21 protein-coding genes are annotated in these 18,970 nt (G+C 49.7%); 3 read left to right on the forward strand and 18 right to left on the reverse strand.

Features of this window, described 5'->3' with window-relative positions; genetic code table 11:
• The first annotated feature begins 118 nt into the window (after positions 1–118).
• On the forward strand, positions 119–628 hold the full coding sequence (locus AC1DF0_RS19505; protein WP_442049061.1) for a C1q-like domain-containing protein: 510 nt from the start codon (positions 119–121) through the stop codon (positions 626–628).
• On the opposite strand, the gene AC1DF0_RS19510 is transcribed toward AC1DF0_RS19505, so the two are convergent.
• The 5 genes from AC1DF0_RS19510 to AC1DF0_RS19530 form a co-directional block, all read right to left on the reverse strand.
• Entirely contained in the window at positions 615–1,589 is a 975-nt protein-coding gene (locus AC1DF0_RS19510) for a VOC family protein (RefSeq protein ID WP_477575040.1), read from the reverse strand. The genes AC1DF0_RS19505 and AC1DF0_RS19510 overlap by 14 nt on opposite strands.
• A gap of 92 nt (positions 1,590–1,681) precedes the next feature.
• The gene (cysI, locus tag AC1DF0_RS19515; protein WP_477575041.1) at positions 1,682–3,406 is read right to left on the reverse strand and encodes an assimilatory sulfite reductase (NADPH) hemoprotein subunit; all 1,725 of its coding nucleotides are present in this window, start codon (positions 3,404–3,406) and stop codon (positions 1,682–1,684) included.
• Positions 3,407–3,439: 33 nt separating this feature from the next.
• Complete coding sequence (locus AC1DF0_RS19520; protein WP_477575042.1) at positions 3,440–5,305, reverse strand: assimilatory sulfite reductase (NADPH) flavoprotein subunit; 1,866 nt, start codon at positions 5,303–5,305, stop codon at positions 3,440–3,442.
• A gap of 181 nt (positions 5,306–5,486) precedes the next feature.
• Entirely contained in the window at positions 5,487–5,762 is a 276-nt protein-coding gene (locus tag AC1DF0_RS19525; protein WP_477575043.1) for a DUF2277 domain-containing protein, read from the reverse strand.
• 202 nt (positions 5,763–5,964) lie between these two features.
• Positions 5,965–7,431, reverse strand: coding sequence for an MFS transporter (locus AC1DF0_RS19530; protein WP_477575044.1), 1,467 nt, complete (start codon positions 7,429–7,431; stop codon positions 5,965–5,967).
• A gap of 137 nt (positions 7,432–7,568) precedes the next feature.
• On the opposite strand from AC1DF0_RS19530, the gene AC1DF0_RS19535 reads away from it, so the two are divergent.
• Positions 7,569–7,991 carry a MarR family winged helix-turn-helix transcriptional regulator gene (locus tag AC1DF0_RS19535; RefSeq protein ID WP_442049067.1) on the forward strand — a complete coding sequence of 141 codons (423 nt, stop codon included), beginning with the start codon at positions 7,569–7,571 and terminating at the stop codon, positions 7,989–7,991.
• Between the two features lie 94 nt (positions 7,992–8,085).
• A complete protein-coding gene (locus tag AC1DF0_RS19540) occupies positions 8,086–8,964 on the forward strand; it encodes an alpha/beta fold hydrolase (RefSeq protein ID WP_442049068.1) in 879 nt (292 codons plus the stop codon).
• A gap of 83 nt (positions 8,965–9,047) precedes the next feature.
• Here AC1DF0_RS19540 and AC1DF0_RS19545 read toward each other — a convergent pair whose 3' ends face one another.
• The 13 genes from AC1DF0_RS19545 to hisA all read right to left on the reverse strand — a co-directional run bounded on the left by AC1DF0_RS19545 (position 9,048) and on the right by hisA (position 18,891).
• Entirely contained in the window at positions 9,048–11,027 is a 1,980-nt protein-coding gene (locus tag AC1DF0_RS19545) for an acyltransferase family protein (protein WP_477575045.1), read from the reverse strand.
• 327 nt (positions 11,028–11,354) lie between these two features.
• The gene (locus AC1DF0_RS19550) at positions 11,355–11,501 is read right to left on the reverse strand and encodes a hypothetical protein (protein WP_337101221.1); all 147 of its coding nucleotides are present in this window, start codon (positions 11,499–11,501) and stop codon (positions 11,355–11,357) included.
• A 128-nt stretch (positions 11,502–11,629) separates the two neighbouring features.
• A complete protein-coding gene (locus AC1DF0_RS19555) occupies positions 11,630–12,142 on the reverse strand; it encodes an acyl-CoA thioesterase (protein ID WP_337101222.1) in 513 nt (170 codons plus the stop codon).
• A 2-nt stretch (positions 12,143–12,144) separates the two neighbouring features.
• On the reverse strand, positions 12,145–13,110 hold the full coding sequence (locus tag AC1DF0_RS19560) for a nucleoside hydrolase (RefSeq protein WP_442049071.1): 966 nt from the start codon (positions 13,108–13,110) through the stop codon (positions 12,145–12,147).
• Between the two features lie 97 nt (positions 13,111–13,207).
• Positions 13,208–13,939: a ZIP family metal transporter gene (locus AC1DF0_RS19565; RefSeq protein WP_475820687.1), complete on the reverse strand. Its 732-nt coding sequence runs from the start codon at positions 13,937–13,939 to the stop codon at positions 13,208–13,210.
• A gap of 28 nt (positions 13,940–13,967) precedes the next feature.
• Entirely contained in the window at positions 13,968–14,537 is a 570-nt protein-coding gene (locus AC1DF0_RS19570) for a DNA topology modulation protein (RefSeq protein ID WP_477575046.1), read from the reverse strand.
• Positions 14,534–15,343 carry an inositol monophosphatase family protein gene (locus tag AC1DF0_RS19575; RefSeq protein ID WP_442049074.1) on the reverse strand — a complete coding sequence of 270 codons (810 nt, stop codon included), beginning with the start codon at positions 15,341–15,343 and terminating at the stop codon, positions 14,534–14,536. Before AC1DF0_RS19575 ends, AC1DF0_RS19570 begins: the two co-directional genes overlap by 4 nt.
• An 85-nt stretch (positions 15,344–15,428) precedes the next feature.
• Positions 15,429–15,782: a glyoxalase superfamily protein gene (locus tag AC1DF0_RS19580; protein ID WP_442049075.1), complete on the reverse strand. Its 354-nt coding sequence runs from the start codon at positions 15,780–15,782 to the stop codon at positions 15,429–15,431.
• Between the two features lie 26 nt (positions 15,783–15,808).
• On the reverse strand, positions 15,809–16,618 hold the full coding sequence (locus AC1DF0_RS19585) for a GNAT family N-acetyltransferase (RefSeq protein ID WP_442049076.1): 810 nt from the start codon (positions 16,616–16,618) through the stop codon (positions 15,809–15,811).
• A gap of 7 nt (positions 16,619–16,625) precedes the next feature.
• Positions 16,626–17,171, reverse strand: a complete 546-nt coding sequence (locus AC1DF0_RS19590) for a hypothetical protein (RefSeq protein WP_442049077.1) — start codon at positions 17,169–17,171, stop codon at positions 16,626–16,628.
• Between the two features lie 40 nt (positions 17,172–17,211).
• A complete protein-coding gene (locus AC1DF0_RS19595) occupies positions 17,212–17,673 on the reverse strand; it encodes a YdeI/OmpD-associated family protein (RefSeq protein ID WP_477575047.1) in 462 nt (153 codons plus the stop codon).
• A gap of 36 nt (positions 17,674–17,709) precedes the next feature.
• Positions 17,710–18,048 (reverse strand): YrdB family protein, encoded by a 339-nt coding sequence (locus AC1DF0_RS19600; RefSeq protein WP_477575048.1) that lies wholly within the window; start codon positions 18,046–18,048, stop codon positions 17,710–17,712.
• 84 nt (positions 18,049–18,132) lie between these two features.
• On the reverse strand, positions 18,133–18,891 hold the full coding sequence (gene hisA / locus AC1DF0_RS19605) for a phosphoribosylformimino-5-aminoimidazole carboxamide ribotide isomerase (RefSeq protein ID WP_477575049.1): 759 nt from the start codon (positions 18,889–18,891) through the stop codon (positions 18,133–18,135).
• Between the last annotated feature and the right edge of the window lie 79 nt (positions 18,892–18,970).

The raw sequence follows: 18,970 nt of genomic DNA on the forward strand, positions 1-18,970 counted from the left end.
CCTAATACATAGGCGATGTTTTTTTGCGTTTTTCATAGGAACACCCAAGCTAGTCTATCATTTTTTCATATCATATAGCATTGCTAGAAATAGCAACTATCATATGGGAGGAATGTTTATGATCAACAAGCAAGCATTGCGCAAAAAAATGCTGACGAGCGGGTTGAAGAAAAAATGCGGGCCAAAAAGGCACACGAAGCGCCCCGTACTGTGCAGAAGGAAAGGGTCTGCCTTCTCGGCGATCGCAACCGATGCACAACCCATCGGTAGCACAGGTGTAGTTCAAGTGTTATTTGATCGAGAGCTGTTCGACCTTGCGAACGAATACAATCCAGCAACCTCCATTTTCACTCCGAAGCGGAGCGGCGTTTACGTCTTCTTCGCAAGCATGAATTATCGGCCTTCAACGGAAGATGCTGGTGTCGTATCACTAGCTATTGTCGCAGGAAGTCGAGACATTCAATTCGACTCGGAACCCATTGATCCAATCAACGGCAATCAATTGGACGTAGCTGGCATAGCGAATCTCAGAGCTGGCGAACGCGTTGCCGTACTTGCGGTTGTTAGTGCGGGAAGCGGAGTCATTGAGCCATTCGGCACGCGCTTCGAAGGTTCTAGAACTCAATAATTGGACGCAGCTTGCTTTCGATTTCTTCGCGCCTTCCTTCCAGGAACGGAGGCAACGATAACGGCTCGTGCAATACGTTGGTATCATCGCTCACTTCGTAGCCTGGACCTTCGTCTGTAGCAAGCTCGAATACGATGCCGTTTGGATCCCAGAAGTAGAACGAAGTAAAGAAATGACGATCGAGAATTCCTGTGTTTTTGAAACCTTCAGCCGCTATGCGGGATGCCCATCCTTCCAGTTCTTCCTTATTGGCTATTCGAATCGCAACATGATGCACGCTTCCTCGTCCCGGCCTTGCTTTGTCTTCGAGCGCCGATTCCTTCACGTGAATTTCCGTGCTGAGACCGCCCTTACCTGTCTCGAAGATCGATACATCATGACCCCCATCCCCCAACGCTTTTGCGCTGCGGGTTTTTTTGTATCCTAATAGCCGCTCCAGCACATCAATCGTCTTAGCGCTGTCGCTCACGGTCAATACGGCCGGACCAAGGCCAATAATGGCATTTTGAGCAGGAATATCTTCAACCTTCCATGCAGCGCTTGGAGGGTAGGGCTTGTCCCCTTGAACGGAGACGAGATGAACGGTAAGATCGTCGGGATCAGAGAACGTCAGCGAAGCCCGTCCTTCCTCATGAACGATATCGCCAACCGACACTTGGCTGCTTTCAAGACGAGCTTTCCAGAAGGACAGCGCATCATCGCTTGGTACCGCTAGCGAGATAGAGGATATGCTGTTCGTCCCCTTGCGTGCATGCCCGGCATTTGGCAGCTCGAAGAAAGTAACCCCCGTCCCCGGCGATCCGAGCTTATCCCCATAGAATAGATGATACATCCCCACATTGTCCTGATTGACCGTCTTTTTCACAAATCGCAAGCCCATTACTTTCGTATAGAACGCCACGTTCGTTGAAGCGTTCTTCGTAAACATCGATACATGATGCTGTCCAATAATCGGTTTCATGCTTATCTTCCTTTCTATTCCTTATAGCTTCTATTATACAGAAAGAACCCGTGAAGCATATCGTTCACGGGTTCAGAGGTGAAGCTTATTGATTAAGCATGGAACTGCTGCCCATCCAGCACTTCCGGTACATAACCGGCACGGATAACGAAGTCGCCGAAGTACTCGTTGGCTTTGCGTTCCTGTGCGTATCTAGCAAAGATCGGCTGCAGGGAATCGAGAATCTCAGCCTCTCCGATATTCTCTTTGTACAGCTTGTTCAAACGATGACCCGTGAAGCTTCCGCCCAAATACATATTGTATTTGCCTGGCGCTTTGCCGATGAACGAAAGCTCAGCCAACATCGGACGAGCGCAGCCGTTCGGGCAGCCCGTCATACGAATGACGATTTCTTGATCTCTAAGGCCAAGCTCCTCCAGCATCGGATCGAGCTTATCCATCAACGTCGGAAGGTAACGCTCCGACTCCGCCATTGCAAGTCCGCAAGTCGGAAGCGACACGCATGCCATTGAATTTCTACGCAACGCGGAGAAGTGAAGGCCGTCTGTTAAGCCATATTCGCTAGCCAGCGCCTTAATCTTCTTCTTGTTCGCCGTAGTGACATTGGCAATAATCAAGTTCTGATTACCCGTTAAGCGGAAGTCGCCGGTGTGGATCTTGGCAATTTCGCGCAAGCCTGTCATCAGACGGTTGTCGCCGTTATCCATGACACGACCGTTCTGAATGAACAGCGTCAAATGCCATTTGTTGTTGCTGCCTTTGACCCAGCCGTAACGATCGCCGTTGGAATCGAATTCGAACGAACGTGCTTCTTCAAGCTTCCAGCCAAGACGCTCATGCAATTCATTAACGAACCAGTCGAGACCGCGATCGTCGATCGTGTATTTGAAGCGCGCGTGCTTACGAACGGCGCGATCACCATAATCGCGTTGAATCGTAACGGTTTTCTCTGCAACGTCAATAGCCTGCTCCGGCGTACAGAAGCCGATGACCTTCGAGACTTGCGGATACGTCTTCGGATCGCCATGGGACATCCCCATGCCGCCGCCAACGCTAATATTGAAGCCCTTCAGCTTGCCGTCTTCGACGATCGCAATATAACCAAGGTCCTGCGAGTAAACGTCAACATCGTTGGACGGTGGAATGGCAATACCGATCTTGAACTTACGCGGCAAATACACTTTGCCGTAGATCGGCTCTTGCTCTTCGCCGTCTTGAAGGCTGTCTACGACCTTCTCGCCGTCAAGCCAAATCTCATGGTATGCTCTCGTACGCGGATCCAAATGCGTGCTGATCTTGTTCGCCCACTCGTACACTTCGCCATGAATGTCGGATTGATACGGATTCGGGTTGCACATGACGTTACGGTTAACGTCGCCGCAAGCCGCAAGCGTACTTAGCAGCGAATCATTCACTTCGCGAATCGTGTTCTTGAGATTCCATTTCAGGACGCCATGCAGTTGGAACGATTGGCGCGTCGTTAGACGGATTGTTCCGTTAGCATATTTGTGTGCAACGGTATCCATCATCAACCATTGCTCCGGTGTAACAACGCCGCCCGCAGCGCGTACGCGCAGCATGAACTGATAAGCCGGCTCAAGCTTCTGCTTTGCTCTCTCGTTCCGCAAGTCGCGGTCATCCTGCATATAACTGCCGTGATGCTTCATGAGACGGTTGTCATCCTCAGGAATCGAACCGGTTATCGGGTCCTTCAGCGTCTCTTCAAGACTACCCCGCAAGTAATTGCTTCGAATTTTGATATGCTCGACGTCGCTATGCGGAGCATCGTGCGGAGGATAAAACTCTTTTTTCGACATGCTTGCTATTCTCCCCTCGCGATCAGGAAACGTCTAGTAGACGTCCCGCTGATAACGTTTCTGTTGTTGCAACTGTGTCATATATTCCGTTGCTTGTTCCGGGCTTAACCCGCCGTGACGTCCGATGATCTCAAGCAAGGCTGCATGTACGTCATGCGCCATTCTCTTCTCATCGCCGCATACGTAGACGTGAGCGCCCTCTTGAAGCCATTTGTACAACTCTTCGCCCTTCTCGAGCATCCGATGCTGAACGTATACCTTCTCTGCCGTATCGCGGGAGAATGCTACGTCCATTCGAGTCAATACGCCGTCCTTCAGCCAACGCTGCCATTCCACTTGATATAGGAAATCCGTCGCAAAATGCTGATCGCCATAGAACAGCCACGATTTGCCTTCTGCCCCTGCCTCTTCGCGTTCGCCAAGGAACGCTCTGAACGGAGCGACGCCTGTACCAGGTCCGATCATAATGATCGGCGTGTCCGTGCTCTCCGGCAGCTTGAAGTTCGGATTGTTCTGAATGAAGATCGGGAGCTTGTTGCCCGCAGCTACACGTTCTGCAAGCTGTACCGAGCAGACGCCGTTGCGCTCTCTTCCGTTCGCCTCATAACGAACCGAACGAACGGTAATATGCACTTCTTCAGGGTTTGCGTTCAAGCTGCTTGAGATTGAATACAAGCGAGCTGGGATTTTGCGAAGCAAGGAGACGAATGACTGTGCAGACAATCCCTTAAGCGAATAATCCTTCACAAGATCGATCAAGTCGCGTCCCTTCATGTATGCCTTAAGCTTCTGCTCTTGTCCTTCGCCAACGAGTTCTGTCAGCTCTGCATTAGAAGTTGTCTCAGCGAACTGCTTAAGCAGCGGCTTCGTCAATACAGTAATTTCATAATAAGAGATCAGCGCATCACGCAATGCACGCTGCTCGCCATTTTTGTTGACGGTTACCTTCTCGTCAGCTTGCCAACCCATTAAAGCGATTAGCTCGTCGGCAAGAGCCGAGTCGTTCTCAGGTATGATGCCGATGCTGTCGCCCGGCTCATAAGTCAAGTCGGAACCTTCCAGCGATATTTCAACATGGCGAGTCTCACGGTCGGAGCCGCGTCCGTTCAGATTCAAGTTCTCAAGCACTTCCGCTTGGAACGGATTCGCTCTCGAATATTCCGATTCAACTGCAGCCGCTGCCGGTTGACCGACTGCACTGCCCGCCGCTTGTGTTGCAACGCCAGATTGCGCTTGCACTAGCTTCGCTAATGCGCCAGATACTTGAGACATCCATTCCGTAGCCGTCTCATCGAAGTCAACATCGCAATCCGCACGTTCGACAAGTCTTGTACCGCCTAGCTCCTCGAGGCGTTTGTCGAAGTCTTTGCCGGTTTGGCAGAAGAACTCATAAGACGTATCGCCTAGCGCTAGTATCGAATACTGCAAACCTTCCAATTGCGGAGCGCGCTTGGAATGCAGGAATTCATGGAATGAAATTGCCGTATCGGGCGGTTCGCCTTCGCCGTGCGTACTTACGACGATCAGCAAATGACTGATTTTCTTCAGATTGTTAGGCTTGAAGCTGTTCATCGAAGCCGTTGTTACTTCGAAGCCTTCGCCTTCCAAACGCTTCGCCATCTTCTTCGCCAGCTTGTCGCTGTTGCCCGTCTGCGAGCCGAATAAGATCGTCACGTCTTTGGCAACGGGTGCGAGTGCCTGTACTTGAGCTTGGTCTGCAGCTTGCGGAGCTTCTGCTATCGCAACAGCCGAACCCGCAGAGACCAAGGCAGCGCTTTGCGCAGCCGATAAATAACCACTTAACCAAATACGTTGATAATCCGTCAGAGTCGGCAGAAGACGGTTAAGCCAATCTGATTGCTCTTGATTAAACGGACTGTTTGTTGCCTGGATTTCCAATAGTATCCACCTCGCGCAGCTTCCTGTTTAGAATTGCTTCATTTTTTCATTATTCGACATTAATCGCATTGAATCTTTCATTACATGACCGTACCATAACTATCGCTATGCGGGCAATTTAAATGAATTTATAACTATTATTAGTTATTCTGATAAAAGGCAATTCCCTTCAAATGGAAGGTTACGCTTGCGGTCCAAAACGCTTTAGATTTCTCGCGCGCGCACGCTCCTGCTCGACCTCGCGATTGCGCGGTTTAGCGCTCGTAACGAGAGAATCCATTAACTGCCGCGCTATGACTGCTATGTCATCGACTGCCTTATGGAATGCTTCTTCGTTCGCCTTGGATGGCGTATGAAAGCCAGACAGCTTCCGAACGAATTGAAGCGAAGCTTCATGAATTTCTGAATCAGCGACCGGAGGTTCAAAGTTGAATAACGTCTTAATATTTCTGCACATCGACTATCCCCCATTCCTTGACGTACAGGAAAGTATATGATTTTCTCATATATTTTCTATACGTTTCGACGAAACGCTGGCGTCTATAGAAAGGACGCCGTCAGCGGTTTCTTCTTATCCGACTTCACTACTACATCCTACTACATTATGCTGCTGTAATCTAGCCATTTCCTACAAGATTAGTGTGGATTCGACTTGACTTTTATCCTTTAGCTCTGGACAACGACCGCTTGCCCGAATAAGAGCTGTACATTCTCCAACCAGTCAGCAATGCTGCTGCGAGGCATATACATGCCGACACGGTGAATACGGTGTGCATGCCGCTTAAGAACAGCTCCGGACGATCCGGGACCAAACCTGTAACCCGGTATCCGGCTTCCCTGCTCATGACGTGGAATAAAATAGAAGTTGCTAATGTTATGCCTACAACCATGCCGACATTGCGTACAAGCGAATTGACGCTGCCAGCCGATCCGAGCTGCGTACGCGGAACTTGCGACATAATAAGCGAATTGTTTGGCGATTGGAACAAGCCGCTTCCGATGCCGATCATTCCTATCCAAAGTCCTACTAATAAAATGGAGCTTTGTTCATGCAGTCTAGCCAAGCCAAACTGAGCGATGAACATTACGATAAGCCCGGCGAAAGTGAGCAGCTCCGAACCGATCTTGTCGGACAACGCCCCGCTTAGGGGAGAAACGACAACCATGCATATTGGAAGCAGCATGAGAAGCAGTCCTGCCTCGAATGGCGATAAGTTCAACATATTTTGCGTATAGAACGGTGCAATGATGTTCACGCAGAAGTTCGAAGCGAAAACAAGGAAACCGCATAGAATACTGACCGAGAACATCGGGTTTTTGAACAGAGACAATTGAAGCAACGGCTCTTCCCTCGTTGCCTCGATCCGTAAGAATACCACGAATGCAATTGCTGCAACGGCTAACGATATAATAATCCATGCATTTCCATAACCTGTCTGCTGCCCAAGCAATAGACCGGCGAACAAGGTAAGGATGAAGAGCGCGAACATGGAGCTGCCAGGAACGTCGATCTTGGACTTTACTTTGACCAAGTCGACAGGCAGCACCTTCCAGCCCATTACGAGTGCAATAAGGCCGATCGGCACATTAACCCAAAAGATATATTCCCACCCGATCGAGGAAACGATAATGCCACCTAGACTCGGTCCCGCAATACTGCCAAGCGAGACGAAAGTGCCTATTAATCCAAGCGCCTTGCCGCGTTCCTTAGCTGGGAAAATATCAGTAACAATGCCTTGGCTGTTTGCCATCGTCATCGAAGCGCCTATTGCTTGAATAACTCTGGATACAATAAGGAAAGGCAGCGACTCGCTGAATCCGCAGAGCAGCGATCCAATGATGAAGATGACCGTACCGAGTTTGAACACTTTTATTTTGCCAATCATATCTCCAAGCTTGCCGAAGAAAAGGATCGCCGCACATATCGCCATGAGATAAGCTGTCGTTACCCACTCAATCTCGGCAATAGGCAGACCGAGGTCATCCGATAACGCCGGCAATGCAATATTAACGATGCTGCCGTCCAACGTCGCCATAAACGTGAATAAATTAAGGACAATAAGGATAATCCACCGTTTCTTCTGAACGGCGGCGTCCTCTTGATAAGTGCTCATATTCGTCTTCATTTAAAACGCCTCCTATATGTGATTCACAATTTGTTGCGTGCGCAACTATTATCGACGTTATTGTATCACCAGTTAGTTGCGCGCGCAACAAAATTCAGTTAAACTAACGGCAGACGTTAGTGGAATGAGGTGTCAAGTTGAAAAATGAACCGATCGGCAAGCTAATTTCTTATATTCACAGGCAAAATCAGAAGGAGCTTAATAAGCATTTTACTCCCTACGGGATCGGAAGCGGCGGCCAGTATAGCTTCTTGAAAGCAGTTCTTGGGACACCGGGGGTAAATCAGGATCAATTGACCCAACAATTGAATTTCGATAAGGCGACAACCGCTAGATCGCTCAAGCATTTGGAATCGGAGGGATATATCGAGCGGAAGCCAGATCCTAACGATCGAAGATCGCTGCTTGTATACCCTACGTCTAAGGCTGAGCAATTTCGGCCTACGCTGCAGCGCATTTTGGACGAAACGAACAAAGTGATGCTTTCGCATTTGAATAACGAAGAGGAAGATCAGATCATCTCTCTGCTCCAGAAAATACGACAAGGGTTTCATGAGTAATAAAGCCTCTTTGTAATCATTTGCGTGAAATCATTTACCTATCCGCACAACTAGGCATATAGTGGAGCATCTACACGCGGAAGGAATAATGAACATGCATCCATATTCATATCCATATGGCTACTCTAATGTTGGCTACGTGCATAACCCGTTACACAATCGTTACCCCATGCTACCTCTACTAGCCTGGCCAACAAATGCTCAAGTATCGGATACAAGCATCGGGTATGAGCACATCCAGCGGCTAACCTTCGTGCTTGTGCACGGCTCCTGGGCAGATGCCACCTTCTGGCATCCCATTGCCGAGCAGTTAAGAAGAATGGGCCACGCCGTCTATACGCCGAATTTGCCGGGTCACGGCTCTGATCCCAATAAAAATGTCACGCATCAGATGATTATCGACTCCGTGACGAACGATATCGTATCGCATCAACTGAAGGATATTGTTCTCGTTGCCCATAGCTTCGGCGGGACAGTTATCCAGAAGGTAGCCGAACGAATTCCAGATCGGCTTAAGCGGCTTGTCTTCATGAACGCCTTCGTCTTGGAGGACGGCCAAAGCTTGTCCGAACAATTCCCACCTCAGGCGCTTGCGCTATTCGAGCAGCTTAGACAGAGCTCCAAAGACGACACRATTACACTCCCCTTCCCGCTCTTCCGGGAAAACTTCACGAACTTAGCCAGTCTCCAGCTCGCAGAACAGCTGTATCGCACAACTACTCCCGAGCCCGCAGTCCCTGCTTTCACGAAGCTTGATCTCAAGAAGTTTTACAGTCTCCCTACGCCTAAGAGCTATTTGTATTTAACCACGGACAATCTACTTCCCCAGACCGACCAATACAGCTTCCACCCGCTTATGTCGAACAGACTCGGTCTGCATAGGCTCATTAAGATGCCTGGCGATCATATGACGACACCTAAGACACAACCGAAGCAAGTTGCTTGGAAGCTGTATGAGGCAGGCCGGGACTAAATCACGAGTTAGAAATAAGAAAAGGCTATCATGCAAAGTCTGTTAGGACTTTGCATGATAGCCTTCGTCTCGTTTCTGAACAACTAGCCTTTAATCGCTTTGGCGATCATCTCGGCGAAATAGATTGCGCCTTCCTTGCCTAAATGGACGCCGTCCTTATTGAACAATTGTTCCTTGTCCTTGCTTGCCGAATACCAATCAATCAGCGATACATTATCGTATTTCTCGGCAGCTTCTGCGAGCGTCTTGTTCACATCATCCTGCCACTCGCGCGGTACGCGTGTATTAATGAGCATAATACGGCGTTCCGAACCGATGGCGTCCAGCAAAGCGTTCAACACCTTCGGCTTGAATGAGCCATTCGTTCCTAGCTCAAGAATGACGATATCACCTAGTCTGCCGCTTTGGATGAAAGCATCGATGACCTCGGATGCATGCGCCATTTGTCTCCCGACCTTGCCATCGACCGTTAAGTTGGGGAATTGCTTCTCCAAATAAGGTGCAGCATTCAGAATAACCGAGTCGCCAATAATCGTGATATCGTCCTTCACAACCTGCTCCTGCTGAGAACCGTTCGGCGTAGTCGTCGGCTGCGTAAGCGGCGGAGCTTCAGTAGCTGGATGATCCGAAGGGTCTGTTGCATCCGGCTGCGGTGTGCTTGTAGGCTTCGTCGTCGGTACCGGCTTCTCCGTAGGCTGCTCCGCAGGAGGTTTGCTTGTGGGCTCAGGCTTGTAACCGGCATGCGTTCCGTCTCCCGGCTCATTGGGCGGCAGGCTAGGCATCGGCGTGTTGACTACTTCGCTGTACGGCGGTTCTGGTATCGAGCCAGCAGGCAGTGCAGCCTCATGCAGCAGCTCTGCATGACTAGCGTAGGATACCGACACCGTCACTAACAACGCGGTAGGCAGTAACATCATCATTTTGCGGAAGTTAAAGCTTAGCAGCATCGCGTTGCTTCTGAGCTCAGCGAACAGCTTCGTGAGCGCACCTCTGCGAATCGGCTCTTCGATATAACGCCATGACAATTCGGCAATTGCCAGTGTTGCTGCTACCTGGAGCAACGCTCTTACCGCGTGGAATTCCCCGAATTGCGCTTGCGGCGTACTAAGTACGATAATCGGATAATGGTAGAGATAAATGCCGTAGGAACGAACGCCAAGCCACCTCAGCGGCTTAAATCCTATAAGATTGCCGAGCTTCACGGCAGGATGCACGATTGCGGCCACAACGGCCGCTGTCGCTATGGAAGCGACAACCATACCGCCTTGATATAAGAAAGAATCATATTCTTTCGTCATTACAATCATCGCGATCATAATACCGAGTCCGATCGAACCAAGCGTATTCAGAGCGACCCGCGATCTCATGGAAATGTTGACCGCAAGTCTTCGGCTGGGCCATACAATAGCAAGCGATGCGCCGATCAGCAGCGAGAACGCTCTTGTGTCCGTTCCGTAATATACACGGCTAGGATCTTCGCCCGGCGAGTAGAGCAGCGTCATCAGACAAGCCGATATAGCTGTTGCAGCGATMGTCCACGATAGCAGTTGACCGCGCATACGCGCGATATGCAGCCCCCCTAACAGCAAAAGAGGCCATAGGAGATAAAATTGCTCTTCTACCGCCAATGACCAGAAATGACCAAGCGGTGATGGAGGTCCAAAAGATTCAAAGTACGATACGTCGTGAAAGATCAGCCACCAATTGCTTATATAGAGCAGCGCCGAGCCAATATCTCCTCCAATGGAGTAAAGCCTGCCCGTATCGGTTAAAAATAACCATAGTGACACTAAGGCGAGCATAATGAACATAGCCGGGAGCAATCTGCGCGCTCTTCGAAACCAGAAGGTTTTGAAATCAATTCGTTTGTGCTCGGACCACTGCGCAAGCAGCAGATCCGTAATGAGATAGCCGGATAAGACGAAAAACATCGTTACTCCTAACAAACCGCCAGGTGTCCAATCAAAGCTTACATGGTAAGCGATTACCGCAAGAACGGCGATCGCTCGAAGGCCATCAAGGCCAGGGATATAACGGGAGCTGTTACCGATTGGTTTAGGCATAATGGTCATTTCCTTTCTTTAAAGGAACGCCATAATGACTTCTCTTTCTTCTTGATGTGTGTGTTGCTCTCCTGCTTCGGCGGTTGTCGTACATGGTGCACAGCCCTTTCTAGTTGCTTCTTGTTTATAGGGTTAATTATATAGCTCATTTATGAAAATGTCGTTACAGAAGAGTAACAAAAAAACGCATATTTGCCGCCGGCAAAGTCATACCCATTAATCCATATGTATGCGCAACGAAAAAAAGCATGCTTACGCCGAAAATGATCGACATAGACATGCTTTTTGTCGCCGTTCAGATGGCAGCTGCAGCTCTCTATTGCGGAGCTAACCCGTAGACGGGCTGTTTGGCACATGCCCCTTCTGATTTCGATTCTCGTCCGTCGATGCCGCGACACTATCCTCCGCTTGCTTCGACTTAGCCGCCAGCGCTTGCTGCTCGCCCTGGAAAGAGCGATGTTTATTCCGAGCCATCGTGCAGACCTCCTCGATCTCGATTCGCATGTATGCATATATGGACGTAATTACGTACGCAAGAGCATGCGATCCAGCCTAGAATTCCCGATACGGCTCTTTATTAATCACGAGACCCTAAGGTTACCTTAATCCCATGGATGTGTAACCGTTAGGAAATCCGCCAGCTTCTTGCTCTCTTCGCGGCGCATTTTGCGCATATCCGCGCGTTGCGGGGCAGTCTCGTAAAGCTTCTTTTCTTCCTCGGTCTCCGGTGTTACGCCCGGTACCGGGACTGGCTTTCGATCCGCATTCAGCGCAACGAAGGTTAGGAAGGAAGTAGCCGCTATGATTCGATCGCCGCTAAGCAAATCCTCCTTGATGACCTTGACGAACACCTCGACGGACGATCGGCCTGTCCACGTCACGAACGCTTCTAGACATACGGAGTCGGATGGACGAATCGGATGCAGGAAGTCAACCGAATCTGTTGATGCCGTTACGACGGAACGTCTGCAATGTTTCGTTGCCGCAATCGAAGCAATATCGTCGATATAAGCCATCAGCTTGCCGCCGAACAGCGTGTTGTGGTTGTTGACGTCAGTCGGAAATACGCGAGCGGTTTTGAAGCATTTCGATTCTCTAGAAAAACGTTGTTCCATCTTTATCTTTCCCCTCTACTATATACGGACAGCAATTGCTGTATCGCTCTCTCTGAATCCACCTCTACGCAGATCTCGACCGCCCGCCCCACCGTTGGCTTCACTCGTCGATCGGTTATAATCATCCCTGCCGTCAATCCGCTGCCGCAATCGATAACGGCTGGCAGCGTCTGGACTTGAACAAGCGATGGATTCAGCGCAACGAGAACTGCGAGAGGATCATGCATCGGGCATTCACCCAAGAAGTTGTTGGACTTATTGTAGAAATCGAAATAAACCTCCATCGATTCCGTTAGAAACTTAACGATCGGCTGTCTCTCTTCTGACGCATGCTGCGATAAGTAGGCCAGATGCGATCGGGATAGTCTTGTCTTCTGCGTTACATCAAGACCAACGACAGTAAGCGGCACGCTTGATTCGAATACAAGGGCTGCCGCTTCCGGATCGCCATGCAGATTCGCTTCACTGACCGGCGTCGCATTGCCCGGCGCGAATACCGTACCGCCCATGACGAACACTCGCTTCAGCTTGTCCGCCACAGACGGATCTTTCATCAGCGCAAGCGCCAGGTTAGTCAGTCTTCCGACCGTAACGAGCGTCAGCTCGCCCGGATTCTCGGATGCCATGCGGATGATGAAGTCAGCCGCTGATTCCTCGAGCAGCTTCTGAGGCGATCTCGGAAGGTCCGCATCGCCGATGCCGTTATGTCCGTGAATATGAGGAACAGCTCCTTTGAAAGCACGCTTTAATGGAGCTGCCGCGCCTGCTGCAACCGGAACTTCATAGCCGCAATTGGCGAGCCTAATGACTCGCAGCGTATTTTCCGTCGCTTGCTCCATGTCGATATTGCCGAATCCCGTCGTAATGCCCTCCACCTTAATGTCTGGCGAGAGCAGCGCGAACAATATAGCTGCAGCGTCATCGACGCCTGTATCTACATCTAATATCATACGTAATGGATTGCTCATGTCACAAAACCTCCCTCGTGTACGTCCATTGTAATCGATAGAGGCGAATGTTGCCAAAAACTTTTTATCGAGCTCTCCCGTCTCCATGTCCGTCGCATTATCCGAAGAAATAGCTGATATAGATCATAACGAGCAATCCGATAATGAACGAATACGTAGCCGATCGCTCATAACCGTGCCCGTGTGTCTCTGGTATAAGCTCCTTGTAGACAATGAACAGCATCGCACCGGAAGCAAAGGCCAGTCCATAGCCGATTAATTCTTGTATGTAGCTTGCCGTGAAGTAACCGACGATAGCCGATACGACCTCCATTAAGCCGGTCAGCGTAACAAGAAGCATCAGCTTCAGCTTACTTACCTTCGAATGGATCAGGAATATGGCGAGAACAAGCCCTTCCGGCATATTCTGAGCGCCGATAGCGATTGCAACCATCGGCCCTAAGCCGGCATTTTCGCTGGCATAGCTGAATCCTGTGCTTAACCCTTCCGGAATGTTATGGATGAACAGCGCAATGATGACAAGTAGCGACTTGGAATCAAACGAGGAAATGCCCCGTTCATTCTCGACATCAATATGCGGAATGTTCTTCTCCAATAGATCGAGCGCTATAATACCGATCAGCAATCCGATCGTGAGAGGGATAATGCCGGATTCATTCAACGCCTGAGGCATTAATCCGAATGTTGATGCGGACACCATGATGCCCGCGGTAAAAGCGATGAGCACGTCCTTCCATCTCTCGGACAAGCTCTTCACGAACAGCAATGGTACGGCGCCAAGCACCGTTGCCATTGCTGATATAAAGCTGCCTATAAGTGCCGCTGTCATGTTGTTTATGGATTCTCCTTGTCGCCTGTTAGGTATGCATTCCACTCCCGCTGCCCGTAGCGCTATTCGCGGGAGCAGTGTCGGCCTGATCTTTGCGGATTTGCTCCAGCAGTGCCTCGACCTCTTTTCTTKACTTGGCGATTATAATCGTTTTCTCGCCTTCAATAGCTTCAAGCTTCCTGAGTATCGTCGGCCGGTTTCGTTTCCTATAGTTCCATACCCAGACGATGAACGACCAATCCAGCTTCTCCGGGCATTGCTCGTTCAGATCGGGTCTCGTACGCCCTTGATATTGCATTCTGCGCTTAATTATACGATACATACATAATAATCGCGGTGCATCGAGAAAAATGACGGTATCTGCTCGAGAAATGCGCAAATCGAGCGTGCGAGAGTAATTGCCGTCCATAATCCACGCCTCTTGCTCGGCGAACGACTTCACAACCTCATCCCACTCGTCATTAGGAGTCGCTACCCAATTCGGCTGCCAATAATAGCGGTCAAGATGAATGACAGGCACCTCAATGAGGTGGCTTAGCTTCCTTGACAAGGTCGACTTGCCAGCGCCCGCTGAGCCGATAATCAGCACTCTCTTCATCGCTTATTCAGCCCTTCGCGGACTAAGTCTAAGAAATAAGAACGATGCTCGCTGCGGCATGCGATTAAGTAAGGTCTACCGCCCGTCCCAGTGAAAGGATTTCCCTCATAGTCCATGACGATTCCGCCGGCTTCTTGCACGATGAGCAGCCCCGAATACAGATCTTCGCCTTCGGAATTGTAAACGATAATGCCGTCCAGATCCCCTCTAGCCAGCATCGTCCATTGCAGAGTCGGCGCCCATAACCGCATCATTCTACGCGATGACGCATCAATGTGGTGACGAAGCTTGGCGGCTGTTTCATCATGCTGCACCTGATGACCTTGGATCCAGCCCACTCTAGCTTTCGCTAGCGCTCCCCGCTCCCCGATCGCTACTCGTATGCCATTATAAGTCGCTCCCTCACCTGTCACTGCTACGTATAACCGTTCTGTCATCGGCTCAAAGATAACAGCAAGTATCGGGTTATCGTGGTGCACAAGTGTAATCGAAACCGCAAATAACGGTAAGCCGACCGCGTAATTATTCGTCCCGTCTAGCGGATCGACCAGCCATGTCCATTCGCTTGAAGAGGCAATCTCGCCTGCTTCCTCCGACTGAATGCGATGTCCGGGAAATACCGATTGAATTTTATGTAAAATAATGGCTTCGGCCATATGATCCGCTTCTGTTACCAGATCGCCGTGCTCATCCTTCTCGCGAACCTGGTTCAGCATTCCGAATCGTTCTCGAATGACCCGACCTGCTTCATAGGCCGATGATATGGCGACCTCTCTTGCAATACGAACGACTTGCTGCTCCATCATCGCACCTCCACGACTTACTGACTGAGATTACATTGTATATTCAGAAACACCGATCGTATACATGAATTTCTTTTTAAGGATCATCTCATTGCGGTTGCACGGTATAAAAATGCAGCTTGTTACCTGACGGATCAGTGAGGCTCACTTGATTCCAATGGCTATCGAAGCCTGGCCGGGCGAACTTAAAGGTTTTGGCGAGCAAATGCTCTTGTAGCCGCTTAGCATCTTCAACCTCTACCCGAATCGCGCTGCCTGGATTACAATCTCCGAAGTGCTCCGATAGATGAAGAATACAATCATCCTTCGATAGCTGCATATAGAGAGGCATATCCGGCTCAAATCGATGCTCCCAGTCCACCGTAAATTCCAGAAAGTCGATATAAAACTGTTTCGTTAGCGCTTCATCAAAAAACCGTAAAATAGGCACTACTCTCTTCACGGTACGCCTCCTTTATAGTCAAAGATTTATCGCTGCGACCACGAAGCTCGAACATACCCGATTCGCATGCCGACCTTCTCCATATTACGATGACTTGACGATAAGAAGCCGCATTGTGCAACAGCTAGCTCGCATCCTAACTGGGCCGCATAATGAATGCGCTCTCGCAACAATCGGCTTTGCAGACCTCTCCTTCGATAGTCGGGAAGTGTCGCGGCAAAGGTGAAGGAAGCGATGCGATTGCTAACATGCATGACGCCGACAGCAGCAGGCTCACTCTCGATTGTTGCGATAAAGAACGACCAACCAGGGCGATCATACAGCACCTTGTTATTGCGCGCGACATGCGGTATGCCGTCATAGGACAGCCCTGTCGACAGACAGTGGATACGCGCATACGTTTCGAATTCATCCGACTCAATCATCCGGATTCGAAGCGAGTCCTCATCTGCAAAAATTTGGGGAACAGGAGTCACATACATTGAAGTATGGAAGCCGGATTGATAGAATCCGCGTTCCGCCAGCGCGCCAAGCAGCGACTGATCGACGAGTGACGGGATTATTTCAAAATGCGCTTTGCGACCTCGCGCTTGATAGAAGTCAATGATCGAATCCAGATGCTCCAGATCTGCGCTTCGCAGTCCTTTAACCGTGTTGAAGCTTGGCCAAGGCATCGTCTCGCTGTAGTAACAGGTTGCATTCCCAGCTTGCCGTAACTCGATCCCTTCCGGATTGCCCAGCCTTTGCTGGATGGCAATCATTCGGTCGGTCATGTAATCCGTCTCCGACTGAACGATACGAGCAATTAAATGGTTCGATAGCCGTTGCTCTTCCATTTGCGAATTAGCCCTCCTCTGCCTCCGACTTTGCCTCAACCGAAAGTTTTACTTCAGCTATACGAAGACGCTGCTGGGCGAACGTGTGGAAACGCTGGAACTCCGCATCGTCCTTGAATACATTCCGTAATATTTTGTGCGTATCAACATTGTCTCGCCGAACCATTCGGAAGCTGTTCTCGTCCACGGTAATTTCCTTGTAATGCTCCCATTCTTTGAAGCCGCTTTCCTTATTAGTTGTCATCTCCACGCCTTCGTGCGAGTAATTCATACGCACCTCGCCATGTTTTCTCATTCGGAGATAGAAGAAGAGCGGAACAAGTCCCAATGATACGATCAACTTGAGTCCGAAGTAAATCGATATGAGCCAGCACACCATACTAATCGTAATTAATATTTCCTTCGTGTTCACCGCAAGCAGAATACCGCAAACCGTAATTATTGCATTGCCCAAGACGCGATAAGGATGTTTGCCGAACAAGTCTGACCATATTTGCTTAAAACAGCCTGATAACGTATATCGATATTGGATAGAAAATGTGGGATTCGTCAAAGCTGCTGCACCTCTCCTATGTTTCATATAAAATGCCGTACTATCGCTTTGCCAGCAAGCTTTCTACGACAGCCTGCACTCGTCTGGCACGTGTATCAACCTTCTTCGCATCCTCGATCAGCTGAACCGCTTCCCTCTGCTTCGAGTAAGATAGCTTATTACGGAACGCATCTTCCAGCCCGCTGCCGCGAAGCGCTGCCATGAGATCCGCCGGAAGGTCGACCATACGCGGCGCATCGTCTGGATAGATAACGACATTCACCATATCTCCTGCCGCTAAACCAACCTTGCTGCGGACTACCTTAGGTATGCCGAGACAATGGCAATCCATGCCCATTTTCACAAGCGAACCTCTGTACTCGGTTCCATCCCGGAACACAGCCTTCACTTTCACTTGTCCCATCGTATTAAACTCCTTATATACATCGTACGGGAATTCAATATAGGCGGCATCCATGCCATCATGCTTAAGCAGTTCTGCTTGCACCTCATAGGATTTCAATAGGCACTCCTCCTCATATAATAAAGTCACGGCCGTTCAGGGCTGCATGTTCCGAGTCAATATAATCGTACGATTAATTATAGCAACGATACCAAATATAATCGCAAATGTTCCATGACCCAATTCGAACAGAGCAGCGATTGCCAAGCCGAAGATGATCGTTTCCACCGCTAATACGCCGTAGAGCGGCAGCTTGACTGTCGCCTTCGGCGATATGATCTTCCCCCAGACATAAGCTGCGCCCACCGGAACGCCAAGTCCAACGATTAGCTTAAGCCACAATGGCGCTTCGAGATGAAATCCCCAGTAGCATAAGGCAATCATAATTACGATTTCCAACAGAAACCGCAACGATAGATTCAAGACTCGAAACATAACGCCCCTCCTTAAGTCTGCTCATACAAATCCCCCTACACCTTACAGGCTATAGAGGGACTGTCGTTACCTATACAATCTTGACTATAGATTAGCGCAATAGGCAACCACTTCGTCATAAGACAAGCTGCCACCGAAAATATCTAACGCGCTTCCAATCGTAAGATCGATCTTGCCCGCTGACAAGGAAGCGAACAGCTCCAGATCGGCAAACGATCTAACGCCGCCTGCATAGGTTGTCGTAATCGAAACCCATTCGGCGAGTGACTTCACCAAGCTTTGTTGGAAACCTTGCTGCTTGCCTTCCACATCAACGGCATGAATGAGAAACTCATCGCAATATTGCTCCAAATACGCGATATTGTCAGGATTGACCTCGAAGTCAGTGAACTGCTTCCACTGATTGCTGACGACGAACCACTTGCCATCTTTTTCCTTGCAGCTGAGATCGATAACGAGACGTTCTTTGCCGACAGCTGCCAGCATGTTGTCGAGGTTATCCTTGTCCAGCTTGCCGTCTCGGAATATATACGATGTAACAATAACATGCGATGCGCCCTGATCCAAATAATGCTCCGCGTTCTCGGCGTTAATGCCGCCGCCAATCTGCATGCCTTTCGGATACTCATTCAACGCGCGTATCGCTGCTTCTGTATTGCCGCCGCCAAGCATAATAACATGGCCGCCTGTCAGCTTGTCCCGCTTGAACAGCGAGGCGTAATAAGCGGAGTCATGCGTAGATACGAAGTTCTCAATGATGCCTTCTTGATCGGCATGAAGCGTTTCCCCTACAATTTGTTTCACTTTACCGTCATGAAGATCGATACATGGCTTGAATTTCAAGAGCTGTCTCCACCATTTCCTGTATGTAGTCTAGTCGCCCAGATGGCATAACCAATTTGTTTTCATTTTACTTCAGATC

It is taken from the genome of Paenibacillus sp. 05T425, from assembly GCF_056396205.1.

What these genes read in the sequence shown, in the direction of transcription:
- AC1DF0_RS19505 (WP_442049061.1), top strand. Translation starts at nt 119, where the DNA reads ATGATCAACAAGCAAGCATTGCGCAAAAAAATGCTGACGAGCGGGTTG.
- AC1DF0_RS19510 (WP_477575040.1), bottom strand. Translation starts at nt 1,589, where the DNA reads ATGAAACCGATTATTGGACAGCATCATGTATCGATGTTTACGAAGAAC.
- cysI (WP_477575041.1), bottom strand. Translation starts at nt 3,406, where the DNA reads ATGTCGAAAAAAGAGTTTTATCCTCCGCACGATGCTCCGCATAGCGAC.
- AC1DF0_RS19525 (WP_477575043.1), bottom strand. Translation starts at nt 5,762, where the DNA reads ATGTGCAGAAATATTAAGACGTTATTCAACTTTGAACCTCCGGTCGCT.
- AC1DF0_RS19530 (WP_477575044.1), bottom strand. Translation starts at nt 7,431, where the DNA reads ATGAAGACGAATATGAGCACTTATCAAGAGGACGCCGCCGTTCAGAAG.
- AC1DF0_RS19550 (WP_337101221.1), bottom strand. Translation starts at nt 11,501, where the DNA reads ATGGCTCGGAATAAACATCGCTCTTTCCAGGGCGAGCAGCAAGCGCTG.
- AC1DF0_RS19555 (WP_337101222.1), bottom strand. Translation starts at nt 12,142, where the DNA reads ATGGAACAACGTTTTTCTAGAGAATCGAAATGCTTCAAAACCGCTCGC.
- AC1DF0_RS19560 (WP_442049071.1), bottom strand. Translation starts at nt 13,110, where the DNA reads ATGAGCAATCCATTACGTATGATATTAGATGTAGATACAGGCGTCGAT.
- AC1DF0_RS19565 (WP_475820687.1), bottom strand. Translation starts at nt 13,939, where the DNA reads ATGACAGCGGCACTTATAGGCAGCTTTATATCAGCAATGGCAACGGTG.
- AC1DF0_RS19575 (WP_442049074.1), bottom strand. Translation starts at nt 15,343, where the DNA reads ATGATGGAGCAGCAAGTCGTTCGTATTGCAAGAGAGGTCGCCATATCA.
- AC1DF0_RS19585 (WP_442049076.1), bottom strand. Translation starts at nt 16,618, where the DNA reads ATGGAAGAGCAACGGCTATCGAACCATTTAATTGCTCGTATCGTTCAG.
- AC1DF0_RS19600 (WP_477575048.1), bottom strand. Translation starts at nt 18,048, where the DNA reads ATGTTTCGAGTCTTGAATCTATCGTTGCGGTTTCTGTTGGAAATCGTA.